This is a genomic window from Geodermatophilus sp. SYSU D01176 (assembly GCF_054050015.1).
Genome location: NZ_JBJGYN010000006.1, coordinates 71862 through 92743, shown reverse-complemented (window position 1 = coordinate 92743; position 20882 = coordinate 71862). Strand labels below are relative to the sequence as shown.

Sequence of the window (20882 nt, the reverse complement as noted above, 5' to 3'; positions counted from 1 at the left end):
ATGGTGAGGCGGCCCGGGAAGGGCTACCGGTACGGGCGCTGGCGGGGCGGGCCCGATCCGCTGGCGCCGCCGTACGACCTGGGCAGCGCGGTCGACGAGATCGGCGACTCGGTGCTCGGCGGCAGCGGCGTCCGTGAGGCGCTGCGCGAGCTGCTGCGCCGGGGCATGGACGGCCGGCGCGGGCTGGACGAGCTGCGCCGGTCGGTCCGCGAGCGGCTGCGCCAGGCGCGCAACGCGGGGCGGCTGGACGGCACGCTGCAGGAGGTCCGCGAGCTGCTCGACCGCGCCGTCGAGGCCGAGCGGCGGGAGCTGTTCCCCGACCCCGACGACATGGCCCGGCTCAAGGAGGCCGAGCTCGACGCGCTGCCCGAGGACACGGCGGGCGCCGTCCGGGCGCTCAAGGAGTACGACTGGCGCTCGGCCGAGGCCCGCCAGGCCTACGAGCGGATCCAGGACCTGCTGCGCCGCGAGGTGCTCGACAGCTCCTTCGCCTCGATGAAGCAGGCGCTGGAGAACGCCACCGAGGGTGACGTGCAGGCGATCAAGGACATGGTCGCCGACCTCTCGCAGCTCATCGACGCGCACAACCGCGGCGAGGACACCGACGAGCGGTTCCGCGACTTCATGGACAAGCATGGCCAGTTCTTCCCCGACGACCCGCAGTCGGTCGAGGAGTTGATCGACTCCCTGGCCCGGCGGGCGGCCGCGCAGGAGCGGATGATGGCCGGCCTCTCCCCCGAGCAGCGGGCCGAGCTGGCCGACCTGATGGCCCAGACGATGCAGGACATGGGCCTGGCCAGCGAGATGGCGCACCTGCAGGACGCCCTCCGCCAGGCCCGGCCCGACCTGCCGTGGGGCCAGCGCGGGCAGGTGCCCGACGGCGAGCAGTCCCTCGGCCTGGGCGACGCCACCACCGCCGTCGCCGAGCTGGCCGACCTCGAGGCGCTGTCCAACCAGCTCTCCCAGGGCTACGCCGGGGCCTCGCTGGCCGACGTCGACGAGGAGCTGCTCGAGCGGGCGCTCGGCCGGCCCGCCGTCGACGACCTCGCCGCGCTGCGCCAGATGGAGCGCGAGCTAGAGCGGCAGGGCTACCTCAACCGCTCCGACGGCAAGCTGGAGCTCTCCCCCAAGGCGGTGCGGCGGCTGGGCGCGACCGCGCTGCGCCGCGTCTTCGCCCAGCTCGACGCCACCGGCCGCGGGGAGCACGACGTCGCCGACGCCGGTGCCGCCGGGGAGCTGACCGGCAGCTCGCGGGAGTGGCGGTTCGGCGACGAGCAGCCGCTGGACGTCGTCCGGACGGTGAAGAACGCCGTGCTGCGCACCGCGCACGAGCCGCGTGCGGACGACGACCGGGCGGTGCGCATCGCCGTCGAGGACTTCGAGGTCGTCGAGACCGAGCGGCGCACCGGGGCCGCGGTCGCGCTGCTGGTCGACCTCTCCTACTCCATGGCGCTGCGCGGTACGTGGGGCGCGGCCAAGTCGACGGCGATGGCGCTGCACTCGCTGGTGACCACCCGCTTCCCGCAGGACGCCATCCAGATCATCGGCTTCTCCTCCACCGCCCAGGTGCTGCGGCCGGAGACCCTCGCCGAGCTGAGCGTGGACACGCTGCAGGGCACCAACCTGCAGCACGGGCTGATGCTGGCCCGCCGCTTCCTCGCCCGGCACAAGGACGCCGAGCCGGTGGTGCTCGTGGTCACCGACGGCGAGCCGACCGCCCACCTGGAGGACGACGGGACGCCGTTCTTCTGCTGGCCGCCGATGCCGGAGACGATCGCCCGCACCGTCGCCGAGGTGGAGCGGGTGGCCCGCTCGGGGGCGACGATGAACGTCTTCGCCCTCGACCCGGAGCCGGGGCTGGTGCACTTCGTCCACGACATCACCCAGCGGGCCGGCGGGCGGGTGTTCACCCCCGACAGCGAGCGCCTCGGCGAGTACGTCGTCGCGGACTACCTGCGCACCCGACGGGGCCGCCGGGCGCGCTGAGCGGCGGTAGGTGGGCTCAGCGCCGGACCGGGTGCGAGCCGCTCGAGCTGATCCCGGGGATCCGGCCCGCCCGGAAGGCGTCGACGAACAGCCGGAAGTCGTCCTGGGTGCGGTGGGCGTAGTCGTGCGCGAAGCCGACGATGTCGGCGACGAACTCCTCCTGCCGGTCCCCGACCAGCTCGGTGACCGCCTCCTCGGTCTGGAACGGCACCAGGGTGTGGTCGCTGTCGACGTCCCCGACACAGTGCATCTTCGCCGTCGCCCGGCCCAGCTGGACCAGCACCGGGGCGATTTCCTCCGGCTCGGTCAGGTCGTCCCAGTCCAGGTCGACCTCGTACGGCGAGAGCTCCTGGACGACGAAGCCCACGCCGTCGATCTCGGTGTGGCCGAGGAACTGCGAGGCGTTGGCCTGGAGCGCACGCTGCGAGATCGCCGTCCGGTGACCCTCGTGCTCGAAGGACGCCCGGATCTCCGGATCGCGCACGATGCGGCTGGGGGCCGGCACGTTGCCCTGCTTGAGCGAGAGGACGACGTCGTTCTCCAGGGCCTGGTCGTACCCCTCGAGCAGCACGTTGTAGGCCGGCAGCCCGGCGCTGCCGATGCCGAAGCCGCCGGTGGCGACGACGTCCTTGACGTCGTAGGCGACGTCGCGGCGCCGCCGGGGCGGGAACACCGTCTCCCGGTAGCGGGCCAGGGCGTCGAGCACCCGCGCGCGCTCGGCGTCCTCGAGCCGCCGGGTGCGCGGACCGTCGGCGAAGCGCCGCTGGTAGTCCTCGACGACGGTCATCCGGTCCAGCAGCGCCGAGCGGCTGCGGGCGCTGGTCCGCAGGATCGCGTCGTGCACCGCGCCCTCGGTGTTCTCCCGGACCAGCGCGAAGGACTTGTCGTCCTCGAGGCGGGTGAACGCGCGGACCTGGTCGAGGTAGCCGGTGAGGTAGCCGCGCAGCAGGTCGGAGATGACCTCGTCGCCGAAGGCCTTGCGCCAGGCGAGCAGCGCGAAGCTGGCGGCGAACCGGCGCAGGTCCCAGCTGACGTGCCCGACGTAGGCCTCGTCGAAGTCGTTGACGTCGAAGACGATCCGTCCCGCGCCGTCCATGTAGGTGCCGAAGTTCTCCGCGTGCAGGTCGCCCTGGATCCACACCCGGCTGGTCCGCTCGTCGGACCAGCGGTCTTCGAACGCGGCCATGTCGGCGTAGAACAGGCAGGCGGTGCCCCGGTAGAAGGCGAACGGGTCGGCCGCCATCTTGCGGAACTTGGCGCGGAACGCGTCGGCGTCGGCGCTCATCAGCTCGGAGAAGGCGTCGACGAGCACGTCCACGATCTGCTGGGAGCGATCACCCTGGGTGACCCGTGCGAGGGATTCAGCCACGAGGCGACCGTAGGGGGCGGTTAGCCTGCTGGGACAGGTGTGCACCACTCCCGAGCGGACGGAGCGGCGGTGACTCGAGCGACCACGGCATGGCGGCTGGCCACGGGGGCCGCTTACGGCGGCGGCGGGCTGGGCCTGGCCGGGGCCGGGATGCTCGCCGTGCTCCGGCAGCAGGCCCGCTCCGCCCGGCGCCACGTGGAGTCCCGCACCGTCAAGGCCACCCCGCCCCCGGGTGACGGCGTCTACGGTCGCGGCCGCGGCCGGCCCATCGTCCTCGCCGTGCTCGGTGACTCCACCGCGGCCGGCCTCGGCGTCGAGCGCGCCGCCCAGACCCCCGGCGTGCTGCTCGCCGCGGCGCTGGCCGAGCTGGCCGAGCGCCCCGTCCGGCTGGTGCGGCTGGCCGTGTCCGGCGCGAAGTCCTGGCAGCTGGACGAGCAGGTCGACAAGGCCCTCCTGGAACACCCGACCGTCGCCCTGATCATGATCGGGGCGAACGACGTCACCAGCCGCACCGCGCCCGAGGTCTCCGTCCGGCACCTGCGCGACGCCGTCCACCGGCTCACCGAGGCCGGCACGCAGGTCGTCGTCGGCACCTGCCCCGACCTCGGCACCGTGCGTCCGATCGGGCGGCCGCTGCGCTGGCTGGCCCGCCGGTGGAGCCGGCAGCTGGCCGCCGCGCAGACCATCGCGGTCGTCGAGGCCGGCGGGCGCACCGTGTCGCTGGGCTCGGTCCTCGGCCCCTCGTTCGCCGAGGACCAGGACCTGTTCAGCGTCGACGAGTTCCACCCGAGCGCGGCCGGCTACGCCGCGGCGGCCGCCGTCCTGCTGCCCTCCATCGCCGACTCGCTCGGCGTCTGGCCGGCCGCGGCCGACCGGGGGCTGCGCAACCTGCGCCGCGACACCGTCCGCCCGGTCGCGACGGCCGCCGCCCGGGCGGCCGGCCGGACCGGCACCGAGGTCCAGGCGACCGCCGTCCGCGGTCAGGAGACCGGTCCGCGGGGCCCGTGGGCCCGGCTGCGCCGCCGCCGGCCGCCGGACCTGCCGACGCCCGAGCAGGCCGAGCGCGCCGCGGAGGGCACGCCGCTCGGCTGAGGCCGGTGTCCCGCTACCGGGGAGTAGGTTCGGGGGTGACCCGACGTCCGGCGCCCCGTCGTCGGATCCCCTCATCGTGGAGGACCCATGCCCGAAGCCGTCATCGTCGCGACCGCGCGCTCGCCCATCGGCCGCGCGTTCAAGGGCTCGCTCAAGGACCTGCGACCCGACGACCTCACCGCCACCATCGTGCGCGCGGCCCTGGACAAGGTGCCCGCCCTCGACCCCACCGACATCGACGACCTGATCCTCGGCTGCGGCCTGCCCGGCGGAGAGCAGGGTCACAACATGGGCCGCGTCGTCAGCGTCCTGCTCGGCATGGACCACTTGCCCGGGACGACGATCACCCGGTACTGCTCCTCCTCGCTGCAGACCACCCGCATGGCCATGCACGCGATCAAGGCCGGCGAGGGCGACGTCTTCATCTCCGCCGGCGTCGAGATGGTGTCCCGTTTCGTCAAGGGCAACAGCGACTCGCTGCCCGACACCCAGAACCCCGCCTTCGCCGACGCCCAGGCCCGGGTGGCCAAGACCGCCGAGAGCGGCGCGGACTCCTGGACCGACCCGCGCGGGAACGGCGAGGTCCCCGACGTCTACATCGCCATGGGGCAGACCGCGGAGAACCTGGCGCTGCTCAAGGACGTCTCCCGGCAGGAGATGGACGAGTTCGCCGTCCGCAGCCAGAACCTGGCGGAGCAGGCGCTGGGCGCGGGCTTCTGGGAGCGGGAGATCACCCCGGTCACCACGCCCGACGGCACCGTGGTCAGCAAGGACGACAGCCCGCGCGCCGGCACCACGCTGGAGGGCATCGCCGGTCTCAAGCCGGTCTTCCGCCCCGACGGCCGGGTCACCGCGGGCAACGCCTGCCCGCTCAACGACGGCGCCGCCGCGGTGGTCGTCATGAGCGACACGAAGGCCCGCGACCTCGGCCTCACCCCGCTGGCCCGCATCGTCTCCACCGCGGTCACCGGACTGTCGCCGGAGATCATGGGCTACGGCCCGGTCGACGCCTCCAAGCTCGCGCTGCAGCGGGCCGGGATGAGCATCGGCGACATCGACCTGGTCGAGATCAACGAGGCGTTCGCCGCGCAGGTGATCCCCAGCTACCGCGACCTGGGCATCGACATCGACCGGCTCAACGTGCACGGCGGCGCGATCGCCGTCGGGCACCCGTTCGGCATGACCGGCGCCCGGATCACCGGCACGCTCATCAACGGCCTGCAGACCGAGGACAAGACCTTCGGCCTGGAGACGATGTGCGTCGGCGGCGGCATGGGCATGGCGATGGTCCTGGAGCGCCTCTCCTGACAAAGGACCCCCTTGCCCCCCGCCACTCGCGAGCTCGCGGCGGGACCCTGCAAGGGGGCCGTTCCAGCACGTCACCTCCAACGGCCAGTGGCCCGGCCCCCTCGCGGGGACCGGGCCACTGCTGTTCCACGGCCCCGTCCCGGGTCCCACCCTGAGCCTGCGAAGGGTGGGGAGGACGGGGTCCTTCTTCAGTCGTTCTGGAAGTACGACAGCAGCCGCAGGATCTCCAGGTACAGCCAGACGACCGTGATGAGCAGGCCGAAGGCGATGTACCAGGCGAACTTGGCGGGAGCACCGCGACGGATCGCCTCGTCGGCCATGTCGAAGTCGAGCAGCAGCGAGAACGCCGCGACACCGATCACGACCAGGCTGAAGACGATCGACAGGGTGCCGCCGTCACGCAGGCCCAGGCCGCCGGGGACGAAGAAGCCGGCCACCAGGTTGACCAGGACCAGCGCCAGCACACCGAACATCGCGCCGACGATCCAGCGGGTCAGCTTGGGGGTGACCCGGATGGCGCCGGTCTTGTAGACGACCAGCATGCCGGCGAAGACGCCGAAGGTGCCGACCAGCGCCTGCATCACGATGCCGGGGTAGACGGCGTTGAACGCCTCGCTGATGGCCCCGAGCGCGATGCCGTACAGCGCGCCGTAGGACAGGGTGGCGACCGGGTTGGCGATCTGCTTGAACGAGATCACCAGGCCGAGCACCAGGGCCACGAGGACCGCGGGCAGGGCCAGCCCGAACGCCAGCTCCTGCGGGAGCAGCGCCCAGGTGACGGCGGCCGAGAGGACGGTGACCAGGAAGGACAGGCCCGTCTTCTGGACGACGTCGTCCATCGTCATGTAGCGGGTGGTGGGCGGCGCGTACGGCGACTGGGCGTACGGCGCCGGCGCGGCGTAGGGGTCCTGCGTCCCGTAGCCGTACTGGGGAGCTCCGTACTGCGGCGTGCCACCCCACGGGGCGGACTGCTGGCCGTAGCCGGGGCCCGTGTTCTGGAACCCCCGGCCGAAGACCGGGTTGTGGCTGGGCATCGTCATCTCCTCGAGGTGACCGGGCTGTCGTGGGGCCCACGGTCCTGCACCCCACTCGTCCAGGTCAACGCCAGAACGTCCCGGTGCGTTCCTGGACGTCGGCCGGACACCCGGACGAGGGGTGCGACAGACGCCACGCGGGGCCGACGGCATCGACCGCCGGCCCCGCGGACCGGGTTCAGATGGCGTCGCCGCCGTGGTCGTGGTCGTGCTCCAGACCCCCGCCACCGGCCGGCCGCTGCGCCCCGATGCGGTACTGGCGGTCCGTCGGGTCCTCCTCGAAGGTGCCGCCGGGGACCGGCTCGCCGACGACGCCGTTGACCCGCTGGGTGTCATGGGCCAGCGTCAGCACCGCGTAGGCGATGGCGTCGGAGTTCTGGTCCAGCGCCTCCTCGGACAGGTTGGTGATGTCGTCCCCGACCTGGTGGTAGTTGGGGTCGTAGGCGACGCCCGCCTCACCGCCGTAAGCCGCCGCCTGGTACTCCTGCTTGAGGACCTCCGCACCGGTGAACAGGCCACCGGAGGGGATGCCCGCCTCGATGAAGGCCTGGTAGTCGCTGCGGCCGCTGAACTCCGAGCCCTCGTAGAAGAGCTCCTGCGCCTCGTAGAAGTCCTCGAAGACGTACTCGATCTGCGCCGAGCCCTCCGGGACGGCGACCGGTGCCGCGAACGCGGACTGGTCCCCGTCGTAGATCATCCGGGCGAAGTTGGGCGAGCCGACCATGTCGAAGTTCAGGTACAGCCCGATGTCCTCGCGCTCCTCGGCGGTCAGCGACGCGACGTAGTGCTCCGAGCCCAGCAGCCCGAGCTCCTCGGCACCCCACCAGGCGAACCGCACGGTGTTGGGCAGTTCGGTGCCGGCGAGGTTCTCCGCCACCGCCAGGAGCGCCGCACTCCCGCTGCCGTTGTCGTTGATGCCCGGGCCCGCGAGCACCGAGTCGAGGTGGGCACCGGCCATGACCACGTTGTCCGACGTCGCACCCGGCAGTTCGGCGACGACGTTCTCGGTGGTGCGGACCTCGCTGGTCGCGTCCACGGTGAGGTCGACCGTCGTGCCCGCGACGGCGAGGTCCCGCCCGAGGGTGGTCGGGACGCCGAGGACGGGGATGCCGACCCCGGGGTTGCCCAGGGTGCCGTTGAGCGGACCCTCCACGTTGTTGAACACGATGACCGCGGAGGCGTTCGCGGCCTCGGCGTTGGCCGCCTTGACGCCGAAGGCGCAGGCGCCCCGCTGGACGAGGGCCACGGACCCGGCGGGGAAGGCGGCGAAGTCGGCCGCCTCGCAGCCGCTGTTCGCGGAATCGATGTCGACCGGGGTGACGGCGCCGTCGTCCACCGAACCGCTGCCGGTGTAGGTCATGGGCACGTAGTCGGTGCCGACCGCGTACGTCGTCGCGGTGGGGGCGACGCGGCTGAACGAGCTGCCCCGCAGTTCGAAGAAGGGGAACGGGAACTCCTGCCGGGAGACCTCCCAGCCGGCCTTCCCGAGCATCCGCTCGACGTAGTCCACCGAGGCGTCGTAGCCCGGCGTCCCGGAGGCGCGGGTCCCGGAGTTTTCGGTGGCGATCTCCTGGAACTCCTCCAGGTGCTCCATGACCCCGTCGAGGGTCACGCAGCCGGTCAGCTCGGCGACGGTGAGGCCGGTCCGCTCGCCGCAGGCCGGAGCGGCGACCGGTGCGGCCGCGGCCGGGCCGGCCGCGGCGACGGTGCCCGCCAGTGCCATCGCGCCGGCGGCGCCGAGCGCCACCAGTCGTGGCCGGCGGGCGCGGGTTCGGGTCATGCAGGGTCTCCCTCTGCTCGCGGGTGCCTCCACGGTGAGACACCCTGGGTGACCCCTGCGACTCTCCGTCGTGTCACAGTGCGTAGTCAAGTCCTGACTCGTCCGCCCTGGTCCACTCGTGCCCCCGGTCGGGTTCGAACCGACACTCGGACCCTTTTAAGGGGTCTGCCTCTGCCAGTTGGGCTACGGGGGCGGCCGGTCAGCCGGCCTTCGCCGACCCCGACTGGTCGAGGTCCTCCCGGGACGGCGGGGGAAGCGACCCGGTGCGGCCGGTGTTCGCCGCCTGCACGAACTCGCGGCGCGGGTCCTGCAGCTGGCCGAGCGAGATGATCTCCCGGCGGAAGAGCGCGGCCATGGTCCAGTCGGCCACCACCCGCGCCTTGCGGTTGAAGGTGGGCACCCGGCTGACGTGGTAGGTGCGGTGCATGAACCAGGCCGGCCAGCCCTTGAGCTTCACGCCGTAAACCTGCGCGACCCCCTTGTGCAGCCCCAGGCTGGCCACCGACCCGGCGTAGGCGTGCCGGTAGACCTCCGGCTCCCGGCCCTCGATCGAGGCGACGATGTTGTCGGCCAGCCGCTTGGCCTGCCGGACGGCGTGCTGCGCGTTGGGCGCGGTGGTCGCACCCGCGGTCTCCTTGGTGAGGTCCGGGACGGCGGCGAGGTCACCGGCCGACCACGCATCGGGCAGCCCGCGCACCTGCAGGGTCGGCTCGCACACGACCCGCCCGCGCTCGTCCACCGGCAGGTCGGTCTCCCGGAGCATCGGGTTGGGCTTCGTGCCCGCCGTCCACACCAGGGTGTCGCTGTCGAACTCGTCTCCGTCGCTGAGCCGGACGTGGCAGTCGGTCACGGACTCCAGCCGGGTGTTGAGCCGGACGTCCATCCCGCGCGCGGTCAGCTGCTTGACCGTCCACGCGGCCATGTCCAGGTCCACCTCGGGCAGGATCCGGCCCATCGCCTCGACCAGCACCCAGCGCATGTCCGTCGGGGACAGCCGCGGGTAGTAGTGCGTGACGGCGTAGTGGGCCATGTCCTCGAGCTCGGCGAAGGCCTCCACGCCCGCGTACCCGCCCCCGACGAAGGTGAAGGTCAGCGCGCGGCGGCGGACCTCCGGGTCGTCGGTGGAGCTGGCGGCGTCGAGCCGGGCCAGCACGTGGTTGCGCAGGTAGATGGCCTCGCCGACGTTCTTGAAGCCGATGCCGTGCTCGGCCAGCCCCGGGATGGGCAGGGTGCGGGCCACGGAGCCCGCCGCCATCACCAGCACGTCGTAGTGGATCTCGTAGGGCTCGCCCTCGAGGGGGGCGATCCGCGCCCGCTTGTCGGCGTGGCTCAGGCCGGTGACCGCCCCGGTGACCACCCGGCAGCGCGGCAGCGTGCGGCGCAGCGGGACCACGACGTGCCGCGGCTCCACCGAACCGGCCGCGGCCTCGGGCAGGAAGGGCTGGTAGGTCATGTGCGGCTGGGGATCGACGACGACGACCTCCGCCCGCCCGTGCGAGAGGCGCTTCTGCAGCCGCAGGGCGGTGTAGAGCCCGACGTAGCCGCCGCCGACGATGAGGACCACGGGTCGGTCTGCCATGCGCCGAGCCTAGGGCCGCGGGGTGGTACCGGCACGGTCGCGGCCAGCTCGGTGGCGCGGGTGAGGACGGCGTCCAGCATCGGCTCGGTGAGCCGGCCGGTGAAGGTGTTCTGCTGGCTGACGTGGTAGCTGCCCAGCAGGGTCAGCGGCCCGCGCGGCCCCTCCAGCGACACCTCGACGCCGTGCCCGAACGCCGGTCGCGGCCGGGGCAGCGCGTAGCCGGCCTCGGCCAGCACCGGCCACAGCGCCGTCCAGCCGAACCCGCCGAGGACGACGGCCACCCGCAGCCGCGGCAGCAGCGCCAGCTCCCGCGCCAGCCACGGGGAGCAGGTGTCCCGCTCCTCGGGCGTGGGCGCGTTGGCCGGCGGCGCGCAGCGGACGGCGGCGGCGACCCGCACGTCGGTGAGCTCCAGCCCGTCGCCGACGTGGGTGGACGTCGGCTGGTTGGCCAGCCCGGCCCGCCACAGCGCGGCGAAGATCCAGTCCCCGCTGCGGTCGCCGGTGAACACCCGCCCGGTGCGGTTGCCGCCGTGCGCGGCCGGCGCCAGCCCGACGACCGCGATCCGGGCGTCCGCCGGACCGAGGCCCGGCACCGGGCGGCCCCAGTAGTCCTCGTCCCGGAAGGAGGCCCGCTTCACGCGGGCGACCTCCTCCCGCCAGGCGACCAGGCGGGGACAGGCGCGGCAGCCGGAGACCCGGGCGTCGAGGACGGCGAGGTCGCGGGCGCCCCGCGCCGAGCGGACGACGCCGGCCGGGCTGCGGGTGACCGGGAAGCCGGCCGCGTCGGTTGCCACGCCCACCAGCAGACCACCTGGACGAGCGCGGGTGCGCCGGGGGGCGGCATGATCGCCGCATGGCTCGGAAGGCGAAGCAGAAGGCCCCGCTGACCTGGAAGCTCCTGGGCGCGGGCACGGCGGTCCCCGCGGGGATCGCCGTCCGCAAGCTCAGCGACGCCGCCTGGTACGCCGTGCGCGGCACGCCGCCGCCGAAGAACCCGGCCGCGCCGGGCGTCGGCTGGGGCGAGGCGCTGGCGTGGGCCGCGGTGTCCGGGGTCGCCGTGGCGGCCGGCCGGCTGGTCGCCGCCCGCGGCGCGGCGGCGGCCTACCAGTCGCTGACCGGCAAGCTGCCGCCCGGCCTCAACGAGGGCTCTCCCTGACCGGTCCCCGGGCCAACTGCAGCGCGATGCCGTCGAGGATGTCGTGCTCGCTGACCACGACGTGGTCCAGCGCGAAGGCGTCCATGAGCACCCGCAGCACCAGCGAGCCGGCGCCGATGACGTCGACCCGGCCGGGGTGCATCACGGCGTACGCCGCGCGCCGCTCCCGCGTGGCGGTGAGCAGCCCGGCGGTCACCGCGCGGACGGCGGACACCGGGATGCGCGAGCCGTGGATGGCCACCGGGTCGTAGACGGGCAGGCCGAGGGCGAGCGCGGCGACCGTCGTGACCGAACCGGCCAGGCCCACGAGGGTCGCGGCCTCCTCCACCGGGACGGCGGCGGCGACGTCGGCCAGCGCGGCTCGGATGTCGGCCTCGGCGCGCTGGATCTCGTCGGCGGACGGCGGGTCGCCGTGCAGGTGCCGCTCGGTGAGCCGCACGCAGCCCACGTCGACCGATCGGGCGGCACGCACCCCGCCGGAGTCGCCGAGCACGAACTCCGTGGAGCCGCCGCCGATGTCGACGACCAGGTACGGCGGATGCGGCCGCGGCTGGCCGTGGGCGGCGACGGCGGCGTCCAGCGAGGCGGTCGCGCCGAGGAAAGACAGCCGCGCCTCCTCGTCGCCGGCGACGACGTCCGGGAGCTGCCCGAGGGTGGCCAGCACCATCCCCTCGAAGTCGGCGCGGTTGGCGGCGTCCCGGCTGGCGCTGGTGGCGACCATGCGCACCGCCGTCGCGCCGAGGTCGCGGGCCTGCGCCGCGTACTCCGCCAGCACCACCCGGGTGCGCTCGATGGCCTCCGGGGCCAGCCGCCCGGTGGCGTCGACGCCCTGGCCGAGCCGGACGACCTCCATCCGGCGCAGCAGGTCGGTGTGCGGGCCCTCCGGCGGCACGTCGGCCACCAGCAGGCGGATCGAGTTGGTGCCGCAGTCGATCGCGGCGACGCGGGTCATGGACGGTCTCCTCCGGGGAGCGCGCAGGGGCCGTGGGCCCACCACTCCCCCATCTCGGCCACGGCCCGGTCGCCGACCGGGTTGACCCCGGGGCCGGCGGCGAGCGCATGAGCGGCCAGGGCGTGCAGGCACTTGACGCGGTCGGGCATCCCGCCGGCGGTGTGGCGGGTGGACAGCTCCCCGAGGGCGTCGCGCTCGGCGAGGTAGGCCTCGTGTGCGGCGCGGTAGCCGGCGGCGAGGTCGGGGTCGGTGGCGAGCTGGTCCTGCCACTCGCGCATCCGGCCGGTGGACTCCAGCCGGCTGGCGGCGGCGGTCGCGCGCGGGCAGGTGAGGTAGTACAGCGTCGGGAACGGGGTGCCGTCCTCCAGCCGCGGGGAGGTCTGCACGACGTCCGGCTGGCCGCAGGGGCAGCGGTGCGCCACCGCGCGCAGGGCACGCGGCGGCCGCCCGAGCTGGCGGGCCACGACCTCCCGCTCCTCCGGCGTGATGGGTTCGCTCACGCGGCCTCCTCGCTGACGCTCGTCGGCCGCGTTCCCGTCGCTGCTGTACCCACTGGTGAGCTCGCGAGCTCGCTCACTGGCTGGGCTCCTCGTCGCCGTCGGCGACCGCGACCGACTGCAGCAGCGCCTCGTACCAGGGCAGGTCGCCGTCCTCGGGCTCCGGCACCGTGCCGGCGTCCCCCTCGACGGCCTCGCCGTCGACCACGACCACCAGGCGGTCACCGGGCAGCACGTAGGCCAGCCGCTCACGGGCCTGGCGCACGGTGTAGTCCGGGTCGGCCTGCCGCTCCAGCTCCTGCTCGAGCTGCTCGACCCGCTGGTCGAGGGCCGTGCCCTCCGCCGCCAGCCGGGTCAGCTCGGCCCGGCCGGCCAGGAACTGGCGCACCGGGCCGGCCAGCGTCAGCAGCAGCACCAGGACCAGCCCGGCCAACAGGACCGCCCGGCCGGTGACCAGCGGACGGCGCGCCGCGCCGGACGCCGCCGCGGTCCGTGCCGTGCGACGAACGGCGCGCCGCGGCTCCGGCCGGATGCCCGCACCCGAGCGGGAGCCGGCCGGGACCGGGCGGGACGCCGCACCCGACAGCGGGCGTCCGGTGGAGCGCCGCCAGCCGGAGGGAGCCGCGCCCGACCCGCCGCGGCGGCCGCGCGCCGCGCTCATGGGCGGGCGCGGCCGGTCACTCGCCGGCCGCCGCGCCCAGCCGCGGGAAGGCGGCCGCACCGGCGTAGCGGGCGGCGTCGTCCAGCTCCTCCTCGATGCGCAGCAGCTGGTTGTACTTGGCGACGCGCTCGCTGCGCGCCGGCGCACCTGTCTTGATCTGCCCGCAGTCGGTCGCGACGGCGAGGTCGGCGATCGTGGTGTCCTCGGTCTCGCCGGAGCGGTGGCTCATCATGCAGCGGTAGCCGCTGCGGTGCGCCAGGTTCACCGCGTCCAGCGTCTCGGTGAGCGTGCCGATCTGGTTGACCTTGACCAGCAGCGCGTTGGCCGCGTTGCGGGCGATGCCGTCGGCCAGCCGAGCGGGGTTCGTGACGAAGAGGTCGTCCCCGACGATCTGCACCCGGTCGCCGAGGGCGGCGGTCAGCGCGATCCAGCCGTCCCAGTCCTCCTCGGACAGCGGGTCCTCGATCGAGACGATCGGGTAGGAGTCGACCAGGCCGCGGTAGTAGTCGGTGAGGTACTCCGCCGACCGGGTCTGGCCCTCGAAGTCGTAGCCGCCGTCGGCGTGGAACTCGGTCGCGGCCACGTCGAGGGCGAAGGCGATGTCCGAGCCCAGGCTGTAGCCGGCCTTCTCCACGGCCTCGGCGATGAGGTCGAGCGCGTCGCGGTTGCTCGGCAGCGAGGGGGCGAAGCCGCCCTCGTCGCCCAGGCCGGTGGCCAGGCCACGGCCCTTCAGCACCGACTTGAGCGCGTGGTAGGTCTCGGTGCCCATGGCCAGCGCCTCGGCGAAGGTCGGCGCGCCGATCGGGGCGATCATGAACTCCTGCACGTCGACGTTGCTGTCGGCGTGGGCGCCACCGTTGAGGATGTTCATCATCGGCACCGGCAGCAGGTGCGACGAGGGGCCGCCGACGTAGCGGAACAGCGGCAGCCCGGCGGACTCCGCGGCGGCCTTGGCCACCGCGAGGCTCACACCGAGGATCGCGTTCGCGCCCAGGCGCTCCTTGTTCGGTGTCCCGTCCAGGTCGAGCAGCCGCTGGTCGACCAGGCGCTGCTCGCTGGCGTCGTAGCCGACCAGCTCGGGGCCGATGACGTCGAGCACGTTGTCGACCGCCTTGGTCACGCCCTTGCCGGCGTAGCGCTCACCGCCGTCGCGGAGCTCCACCGCCTCGAAGGCGCCGGTGGAGGCACCGCTGGGCACGGCGGCCCGCGTGATCGTCCCGTCGTCGAGGGCGACCTCGACCTCCACGGTGGGGTTTCCGCGCGAGTCGAGGATCTCCCGCGCGCCTACGGCGTCGATGCTGGGCACGGGGATCAGCCTAGCGACGCCGGAGCAGGCTGCTCACGCACCGCGCGTCCACGGGGCCGCGCCATCACCCTCCGGCTCCCACTCGCGCTCTCGCGTCGACCTCGACAGGGCGGGAGGTCGAGGTCGGTGCCGAAGCGGGGCGGGTGACCGACCCGGACCTCGCCGTTGGGCAGGGGACGACCAGGCCGCCGTCGTCGGCCGCCTCGAAGCGCCAACCTGGGGCCTGGTGCTCGAGCCGGTGGTGGTGCTCGCACAGGCAGACGGATTGGCGTGCGCGGCCGACCCGTCGGGCCAGCGGCGGCGGTGGTCCAGGTCGCAGGTGCGGGCGCGGGTACACCCCGTCGAACCCTGCCGCGCCACCCTCGACGGCCGGCGGCTCCAGCACCGCGGTCAGACCCCGCTCGACCGACGAGGCACCACCCGGCGACACGTCCACGTCATCGGACACCTGTTCGATCACATGCCCACGGATGACCGCCTGACCAGCAGAAACGACCCCGTGGATGGCGCAGGACCCTGTGGACGGACGGATCCGCGACGGCTCGCACCGCTAGACCGCGCGGGACTCCGCCTCGGCGTCGAGCTCCCCGGCGTAGCGGCGCACCGCCTCGCGCAGCGCGTCCTCCACGTCCCACCCGCGCTGCTCGGCGGCGGTGACGACGGCGAGCAGCCGCTCCCCCAGCTCCTCGGGACTGGCCGACCCGAGCTCCGCGGGCTCGGGCGTGGACAGCCCGGCGCGGGTCGCGCGGCGCACCAGCGCCGCGCCCCACGACGCCGCGGGCTGCGAGCGGGACACCCCCTCGGTGGGGGAACGCCGCTGCTTCTCCGCCTTCTTGATCTCCTCCCAGCCCGCCTCGACCTGGGCTGTGTCCGGGCGAGGCCCCGCGTTGCCGGCGTCGCCGAACACGTGCGGGTGCCGCCGGACCAGCTTGTCGACCAGGTCGCCGGCGACGTCGTCCACCGTGAACCGGCGGGACGGGTCGGCCTCGGCCGCGACCCGGGCGTGGAAGACCACCTGCAACAGCACGTCGCCGAGCTCCTCGCGCATCGCCGCCGGGTCGTCGTCGACGATCGCGTCGTAGGCCTCGTGCGCCTCCTCGAGCAGGTAGCCGCGCAGCGAGGAGTGCGTCTGCTCGGCGTCCCATGGGCAGCCCCCGGGCGAGCGCAGCACGTCCATCACCCGGACGACGTCGAGCAGCCGGTCGCCGGGGAGCGACGGGGCGTCGACGACCTCCCCGGCGTCCACCTCCGTACCGGCCGGGACGAGGGCGACGACGCTGTCGGGGCGGGCGGCGGCGGCCGCGGCGTCGGGGACGTCGTCCACCGCCCAGCCCTCGCCGCGCAGCGCCTCGGCGGTCGGGGCGGCGCCGGGCAGCGCGACGACCGGGCGGCCGCTGGACACGGCCCGCCAGGCGGCGGGAGCGAGCAGGCCCGGGAGGGCCGGGTGGACGACGACGGCGAGCGCGACGGGCACCCGGTCAGTCTCCGGCAGCCGCCGGTGCGGTGCCGCCCGCCTCCTCGAGGATCTCGACGACCCCGCCGTCGGACGGGACGATCGCCCCGTCCTCGATGACGCCGAACCGCGGGTTCACCGTGACGTCGATGCCGGCGCGGACGTCGGCGACCAGCTCCTGCGCGGCGGCGTCGGCGTCGCCCCGGGCGCCCTCCTCCAGCTGGGGGCGGACCTCCTCGAAGCTCGGCACGACCGGCTCGCCGACGAAGACGACGAGGACGCCGGGCAGGTCGGCCACGGTGAGCGAGGTGGCCGTGTTCGGCGCGGCGGACGTGACCACGTCGGCGATCGGCGCCGGCACCTGGTCCGGCGCACGGGGCGACACCTCGGGCAGGGTGGCCTCGCCCGGGAACTGCGCGGCGATCGCCGGGTAGGCGCCCGGGTCGGCCTGGAGCGCGGCGACCGCGGCGTCGGCGGCCGCCTGGTCGGGCACGTTGACGTACCCGAGGCGCACCTGCGTGAGGCCGGGCAGCGCCTCGGCGTAGGCGGCGCGCAGCTGCTCCTCGCTGACCCCACCGAGGCCCTGGGACTCGGCGACCCGCTGGCGCAGCAGCTGCTGCCGGATCGTCTCGAAGACGTCGGCCCGGGCCACGCCCTGGGCGGCGGCCTGCGCGTAGACCGCCTCCGGGTCCTCCCCGGCGAGCAGCTCGTCCAGCCGGGCCTGCACGTCGCCGTCGTCGACCGTGACGTCGTAGCGCTGTGCGAACCGGTCGTACAGCTCAGCCTGGACCAGCCGGGTGAGGACCAGCCGGGTGAACTCGTCCTCCCGGCCCGCGGCGGCCTGCGCCAGGGCCGGGTCCTCCAGGCGCGAGTCGACCGCCGTCGTCAGCTCGTCGACGGTCACCTGCTCCTCGCCCACGTAGGCCGCCACGCCCGGGTCGGTCCGGCAGCCGGCCAGCCCGGCGAGCGCCACCAGTCCGGCGGCCAGCGATGCGGTCAGGCGACGGGTCTGCACGGTTCGGAGGGTGCCACACACGGTGTGACCCACAGCGCAGGCGCCAGTGGCTCAGCCGGCCTTCGCGACCGGCTGTTCCAGGACGGCGGCCAGCAGGGAGTGCAGGTGCTCCAGCAGCGCGACGTCGCGCAGCGGCGTCCGCCGGTCGGGGCCGACGGGCACCTTGAGCGAGATGGTGTCGGCGGCGGCCTTGTAGGTGGCGCCGTCGGCGAGGCGGGCCAGCCGCATCTGCTTGGACTCCGGCAGCGGCACGGGGCTGATCCGGATCGCCCGGCCCTGCAGGGACACCTCGGTGATCCCCCACTGCCGGACGGCGGCCCGGAAGCGGGCCACGGCCAGCAGGTTGAGCACCGGCGCCGGCGGGCTGCCGTAGCGGTCGGTGAGCTCGTCGAGCACCGCCTGCGCCTGCTCGTCGGACTGCACCGAGGCCACCTTGCGGTAGGCCTCCATCCGCAGCCGCTCGCCGGGCACGTAGTCGTGCGGCAGGTGGGCGTCGACCGGCAGGTCCACCCGGACGTCGGCCGGCTCGGCCGGCGGCTCCTCCCCGTGGAGCTGCGCCCGGTAGTCGGTGACCGCCTCGCCGACCAGCCGCACGTACAGGTCGAAACCGACGCCGGCGATGTGCCCGGACTGCTCGCCGCCGAGCAGGTTGCCCGACCCGCGGATCTCCAGGTCCTTCATCGCCACCGCCATGCCGGCACCGAGGTCGGTGTTGTGCGCGATGGTGGTCAGCCGGTCGACCGAGGTCTCGGTGAGCGGGCGCGACGGGTCGTAGGTGAAGTAGGCGTAGGCCCGCTCCCGGCCGCGGCCGACCCGCCCGCGGATCTGGTGCAGCTGGGAGAGCCCGAAGGTGTCGGCCCGGTCGACGACCAGGGTGTTGGCGTTCGGGATGTCCAGGCCGGACTCGACGATCGTCGTCGCCACCAGGACGTCGTACTCCTTCTCCCAGAAGCCGACCATGATCCGCTCCAGCTCGTGCTCCTTCATCTGCCCGTGGCCGACGGCGACGCGGGCCTCGGGCACGAGGTTGCGGATCTTCGCCGCGGCCTTGTCGATCGACTGCACCCGGTTGTGGATGACGAACACCTGCCCGTCGCGCAGCAGCTCCCGGCGGATCGCCGCGGCCATCTGCTTGTCGTCCCACGCGCCCACGTAGGTCAGCACCGGGTGCCGCTCCTCCGGCGGGGTGAGGATCGTCGACATCTCGCGGATGCCGGTCAGCGACATCTCCAGCGTGCGCGGGATCGGGGTGGCCGACATCGACAGCACGTCGACCGCCGTCCGCATGGTCTTCAGGTACTCCTTGTGCTCGACACCGAAGCGCTGCTCCTCGTCGACGATGACCAGGCCGAGGTCCTTGAACCGGGTGGTCGGCTGCAGCAGTCGGTGGGTGCCGACGAGGATGTCGACCTCGCCCTTGGCCAGCTCGTCGAGGATCTGCCGCGACTCGGCGTCGGACTGGAACCGGGAGAGGACGCGCACCTTGACCGGGAACTGCGCGACCCGCTCGGAGAAGGTCTTGTAGTGCTGGTTGGCCAGCAGCGTCGTCGGCACCAGGACGGCGACCTGCTTGCCGTCCTGCACCGCCTTGAACGCCGCCCGGACGGCGATCTCGGTCTTCCCGTAGCCGACGTCCCCGCAGATGATCCGGTCCATCGGGACCGGGTTCTGCATGTCGGCCTTGACCTCGTCGATGGCCGCCAGCTGGTCGGGCGTCTCCTGGAACGGGAAGGCGTCCTCGAGCTCGCGCTGCCAGACGGTGTCCGGGCCGAACGCGTGCCCCTTGGTGGCCATGCGCGCGGAGTACAGCCGGATGAGCTCCGCGGCGATCTGCTTGACCGCCTTGCGCGCCTGGCCCTTGGTCTTCTGCCAGTCCGCACCGCCGAGCTTGGACAGCGCCGGGACCTCGCCGCCGACGTAGCGGGTCAGCTGGTCCAGGGCGTCGGTGGGCACGAACAGGCGGTCCGGCGGCTGGTTGCGCTTGGACGGCGCGTACTCGACGATCAGGTAGTCCCGCTGCCCGCCGTTGACGGTGCGGCTGACCATCTCGATGTAGCGGCCGATGCCGTGGTGCTCGTGGACGACGAGGTCGCCGGGCTGCAGCTGCACCAGGTCGACGGCGTTGCGGCGGCGCGCCGGCATCTTCACCGCGTCGCGCATCGTCGTCCCGCGCTGCCCGGTGAGGTCGTGCTCGGTCAGCAGCGCCAGCCCCACACCGGGGAAGGCGAAGCCCGTCTCCAGGTTGCCCTGGGTGACGTGGGTGAGCCCTTGCTCGGGGGCGGTGGCGACGTCGGGTACCAGGCGGGTGCCGAGGTCGGCCTCGGTGAACTGGTCGGCGGCGCGCTGCGCGGGGCCGGGACCGGCGAAGGTGACCACGACCCGCCAGCCGTCGCGGGACCAGCCGCGCAGCTGCTCGACCGCGCGCGGCACGTCGCCGGCGAAGCGCTCGACGGTGGTCGCGTCGAGGGTGACGTGGGTGTCGTCGTCCTCGGCCTGCAACGTGAACGCGCCGGTGCTCCACCACGGCAGGCCGCGGCCGCGGGCGGCGGCCTCGACGTCGGCGAGGTCGCGGAAGGACGACGCACCGAGGTCGATCGGCGCCTCGCCGGCCTCGGCGGCGGTGGCCCAGCTCGCCGCCAGGAACTCCTCGGCGGTGCGCACCAGGTCCGCGGCGCGGCTGCGCACCCGCTCGGGGTCGCACACCAGCACGTGCGTGCCGGCCGGCACCAGGTCGGTGAGGAGCTGCAGCTGCCCCTCGATCAGCGCCGGGGTCAGCGACTCCATGCCCTCGACGGCGATGCCCTCGGCCAGCTTGCCGAGGATCTCCACCAGGCCGGGGTGCGCGGCCGCGAGCTGGGCGGCGCGGGCGCGCACCTCGTCGGTGAGCAGCAGCTCGCGGCACGGCGGCGCCCACAACCGCTCCGGGCGCTCGTCGAGGGAGCGCTGGTCGGCCGCGGAGAAGTAGCGCAGCTCGTCGACCTCGTCACCCCAGAACTCCACGCGCACCGGGTGCGGCTCGGTGGGCGGGAAGACGTCGAGCAGCCCACCGCGGACGGCGAACTCGCCGCGCTTCTCCACCAGCTCCACGCGGGTGTAGGCGGCGTCGGCGAGCGCACGGGCGACGTCGTCCAGCTCGGTGGTGTCGCCGGGCCGGAGTTCCACCGGCACGAGGTCGCCGAGGCCGGGGGCCAGCGGCTGCAGCACGCTGCGGACCGGCGCGACCAGGACGTCGATCGCTCCGTTGACGCCCGGGTGGGTCAGGTCGCGCAGCACGGCCAGCCGCCGGCCGACGGTGTCCGCCCGCGGGGACAGTCGCTCGTGCGGCAGCGTCTCCCAGGCGGGGAAGACCTCGGTGCGCCGGTCGGGCAGGAAGCAGCGCAGCTGGTCGGCGACCTGGTCGGCGTCCCGCTCCCCGGCCGTCACGAGGAGGACGGGCACGCCGGCACCGGCCGGCCGGGCCGCGAGCGCCGCGGCGACCAGCGGCTGCACGGACGGCGGGGCGGCGACCGCCAGCTCCGCGTTCCCGGCGGCGGCCACGACGCGGGCCATGCCGGGGTCGGTGAGGACGACGTCGAGCACGCCGCGAAGGGTCACGAGTGGATCGCTCCTGGGTCAGCGGCCACGCACGTCGCGCCGGGTGCACGGGGGGCCGGTCCTCCAGGTTAGTCCCGCTCCACCGACCCCGCCGCCGCCG

At 74.2% G+C, this 20882-nt stretch carries 16 protein-coding genes and 1 tRNA gene; 4 read left to right on the top strand and 13 right to left on the bottom strand.

Annotated features, from left to right (window positions below; translation table 11 throughout):
- On the top strand, positions 1-1986 hold the full coding sequence (locus ACI78Z_RS05805; RefSeq protein ID WP_457035577.1) for a VWA domain-containing protein: 1986 nt from the start codon (positions 1-3) through the stop codon (positions 1984-1986).
- Positions 1987-2002: 16 nt separating this feature from the next.
- On the opposite strand, the gene ACI78Z_RS05800 is transcribed toward ACI78Z_RS05805, so the two are convergent.
- A complete protein-coding gene (locus tag ACI78Z_RS05800) occupies positions 2003-3355 on the bottom strand; it encodes a DUF2252 domain-containing protein (protein WP_457035576.1) in 1353 nt (450 codons plus the stop codon).
- A 69-nt stretch (positions 3356-3424) separates the two neighbouring features.
- Between ACI78Z_RS05800 and ACI78Z_RS05795 the strand changes: the two genes are divergently transcribed.
- Positions 3425-4447, top strand: a complete 1023-nt coding sequence (locus tag ACI78Z_RS05795) for an SGNH/GDSL hydrolase family protein (protein ID WP_457035575.1) — start codon at positions 3425-3427, stop codon at positions 4445-4447.
- A gap of 87 nt (positions 4448-4534) precedes the next feature.
- Positions 4535-5755 (top strand): acetyl-CoA C-acetyltransferase, encoded by a 1221-nt coding sequence (locus ACI78Z_RS05790; protein WP_457035574.1) that lies wholly within the window; start codon positions 4535-4537, stop codon positions 5753-5755.
- Positions 5756-5943: 188 nt separating this feature from the next.
- Here ACI78Z_RS05790 and ACI78Z_RS05785 read toward each other — a convergent pair whose 3' ends face one another.
- The 5 genes from ACI78Z_RS05785 to ACI78Z_RS05765 all read right to left on the bottom strand — a co-directional run bounded on the left by ACI78Z_RS05785 (position 5944) and on the right by ACI78Z_RS05765 (position 10942).
- Positions 5944-6789, bottom strand: coding sequence for a Bax inhibitor-1/YccA family protein (locus tag ACI78Z_RS05785; protein ID WP_457035573.1), 846 nt, complete (start codon positions 6787-6789; stop codon positions 5944-5946).
- Between the two features lie 178 nt (positions 6790-6967).
- Positions 6968-8569: a M28 family metallopeptidase gene (locus tag ACI78Z_RS05780; protein ID WP_457035572.1), complete on the bottom strand. Its 1602-nt coding sequence runs from the start codon at positions 8567-8569 to the stop codon at positions 6968-6970.
- Between the two features lie 119 nt (positions 8570-8688).
- Positions 8689-8762, bottom strand: a tRNA-Leu gene (locus ACI78Z_RS05775).
- 6 nt (positions 8763-8768) lie between these two features.
- The gene (locus ACI78Z_RS05770) at positions 8769-10133 is read right to left on the bottom strand and encodes an NAD(P)/FAD-dependent oxidoreductase (protein WP_457035615.1); all 1365 of its coding nucleotides are present in this window, start codon (positions 10131-10133) and stop codon (positions 8769-8771) included.
- On the bottom strand, positions 10019-10942 hold the full coding sequence (locus ACI78Z_RS05765) for a uracil-DNA glycosylase (protein ID WP_457035571.1): 924 nt from the start codon (positions 10940-10942) through the stop codon (positions 10019-10021). Before ACI78Z_RS05765 ends, ACI78Z_RS05770 begins: the two co-directional genes overlap by 115 nt.
- Positions 10943-11001: 59 nt before the next feature.
- Between ACI78Z_RS05765 and ACI78Z_RS05760 the strand changes: the two genes are divergently transcribed.
- A complete protein-coding gene (locus tag ACI78Z_RS05760) occupies positions 11002-11304 on the top strand; it encodes a DUF4235 domain-containing protein (protein WP_457035570.1) in 303 nt (100 codons plus the stop codon).
- On the opposite strand, the gene ACI78Z_RS05755 is transcribed toward ACI78Z_RS05760, so the two are convergent.
- The 7 genes from ACI78Z_RS05755 to mfd all read right to left on the bottom strand — a co-directional run bounded on the left by ACI78Z_RS05755 (position 11285) and on the right by mfd (position 20782).
- Entirely contained in the window at positions 11285-12256 is a 972-nt protein-coding gene (locus ACI78Z_RS05755) for a Ppx/GppA phosphatase family protein (RefSeq protein ID WP_457035569.1), read from the bottom strand. The genes ACI78Z_RS05760 and ACI78Z_RS05755 overlap by 20 nt on opposite strands.
- Entirely contained in the window at positions 12253-12756 is a 504-nt protein-coding gene (locus ACI78Z_RS05750) for a DUF501 domain-containing protein (RefSeq protein ID WP_457035568.1), read from the bottom strand. The genes ACI78Z_RS05755 and ACI78Z_RS05750 overlap by 4 nt, the downstream gene beginning before the upstream one ends.
- A 73-nt stretch (positions 12757-12829) precedes the next feature.
- Complete coding sequence (locus tag ACI78Z_RS05745; protein ID WP_457035567.1) at positions 12830-13414, bottom strand: septum formation initiator family protein; 585 nt, start codon at positions 13412-13414, stop codon at positions 12830-12832.
- A gap of 16 nt (positions 13415-13430) precedes the next feature.
- Complete coding sequence (gene eno, locus ACI78Z_RS05740) at positions 13431-14720, bottom strand: phosphopyruvate hydratase (protein WP_457035566.1); 1290 nt, start codon at positions 14718-14720, stop codon at positions 13431-13433.
- A gap of 550 nt (positions 14721-15270) precedes the next feature.
- Complete coding sequence (locus tag ACI78Z_RS05735) at positions 15271-16194, bottom strand: MazG family protein (RefSeq protein ID WP_457035565.1); 924 nt, start codon at positions 16192-16194, stop codon at positions 15271-15273.
- A gap of 4 nt (positions 16195-16198) precedes the next feature.
- Positions 16199-17188: a SurA N-terminal domain-containing protein gene (locus ACI78Z_RS05730; RefSeq protein WP_457035564.1), complete on the bottom strand. Its 990-nt coding sequence runs from the start codon at positions 17186-17188 to the stop codon at positions 16199-16201.
- A 51-nt stretch (positions 17189-17239) separates the two neighbouring features.
- Positions 17240-20782, bottom strand: coding sequence for a transcription-repair coupling factor (gene mfd, locus ACI78Z_RS05725; RefSeq protein ID WP_457035563.1), 3543 nt, complete (start codon positions 20780-20782; stop codon positions 17240-17242).
- Positions 20783-20882: the final 100 nt, after the last annotated feature.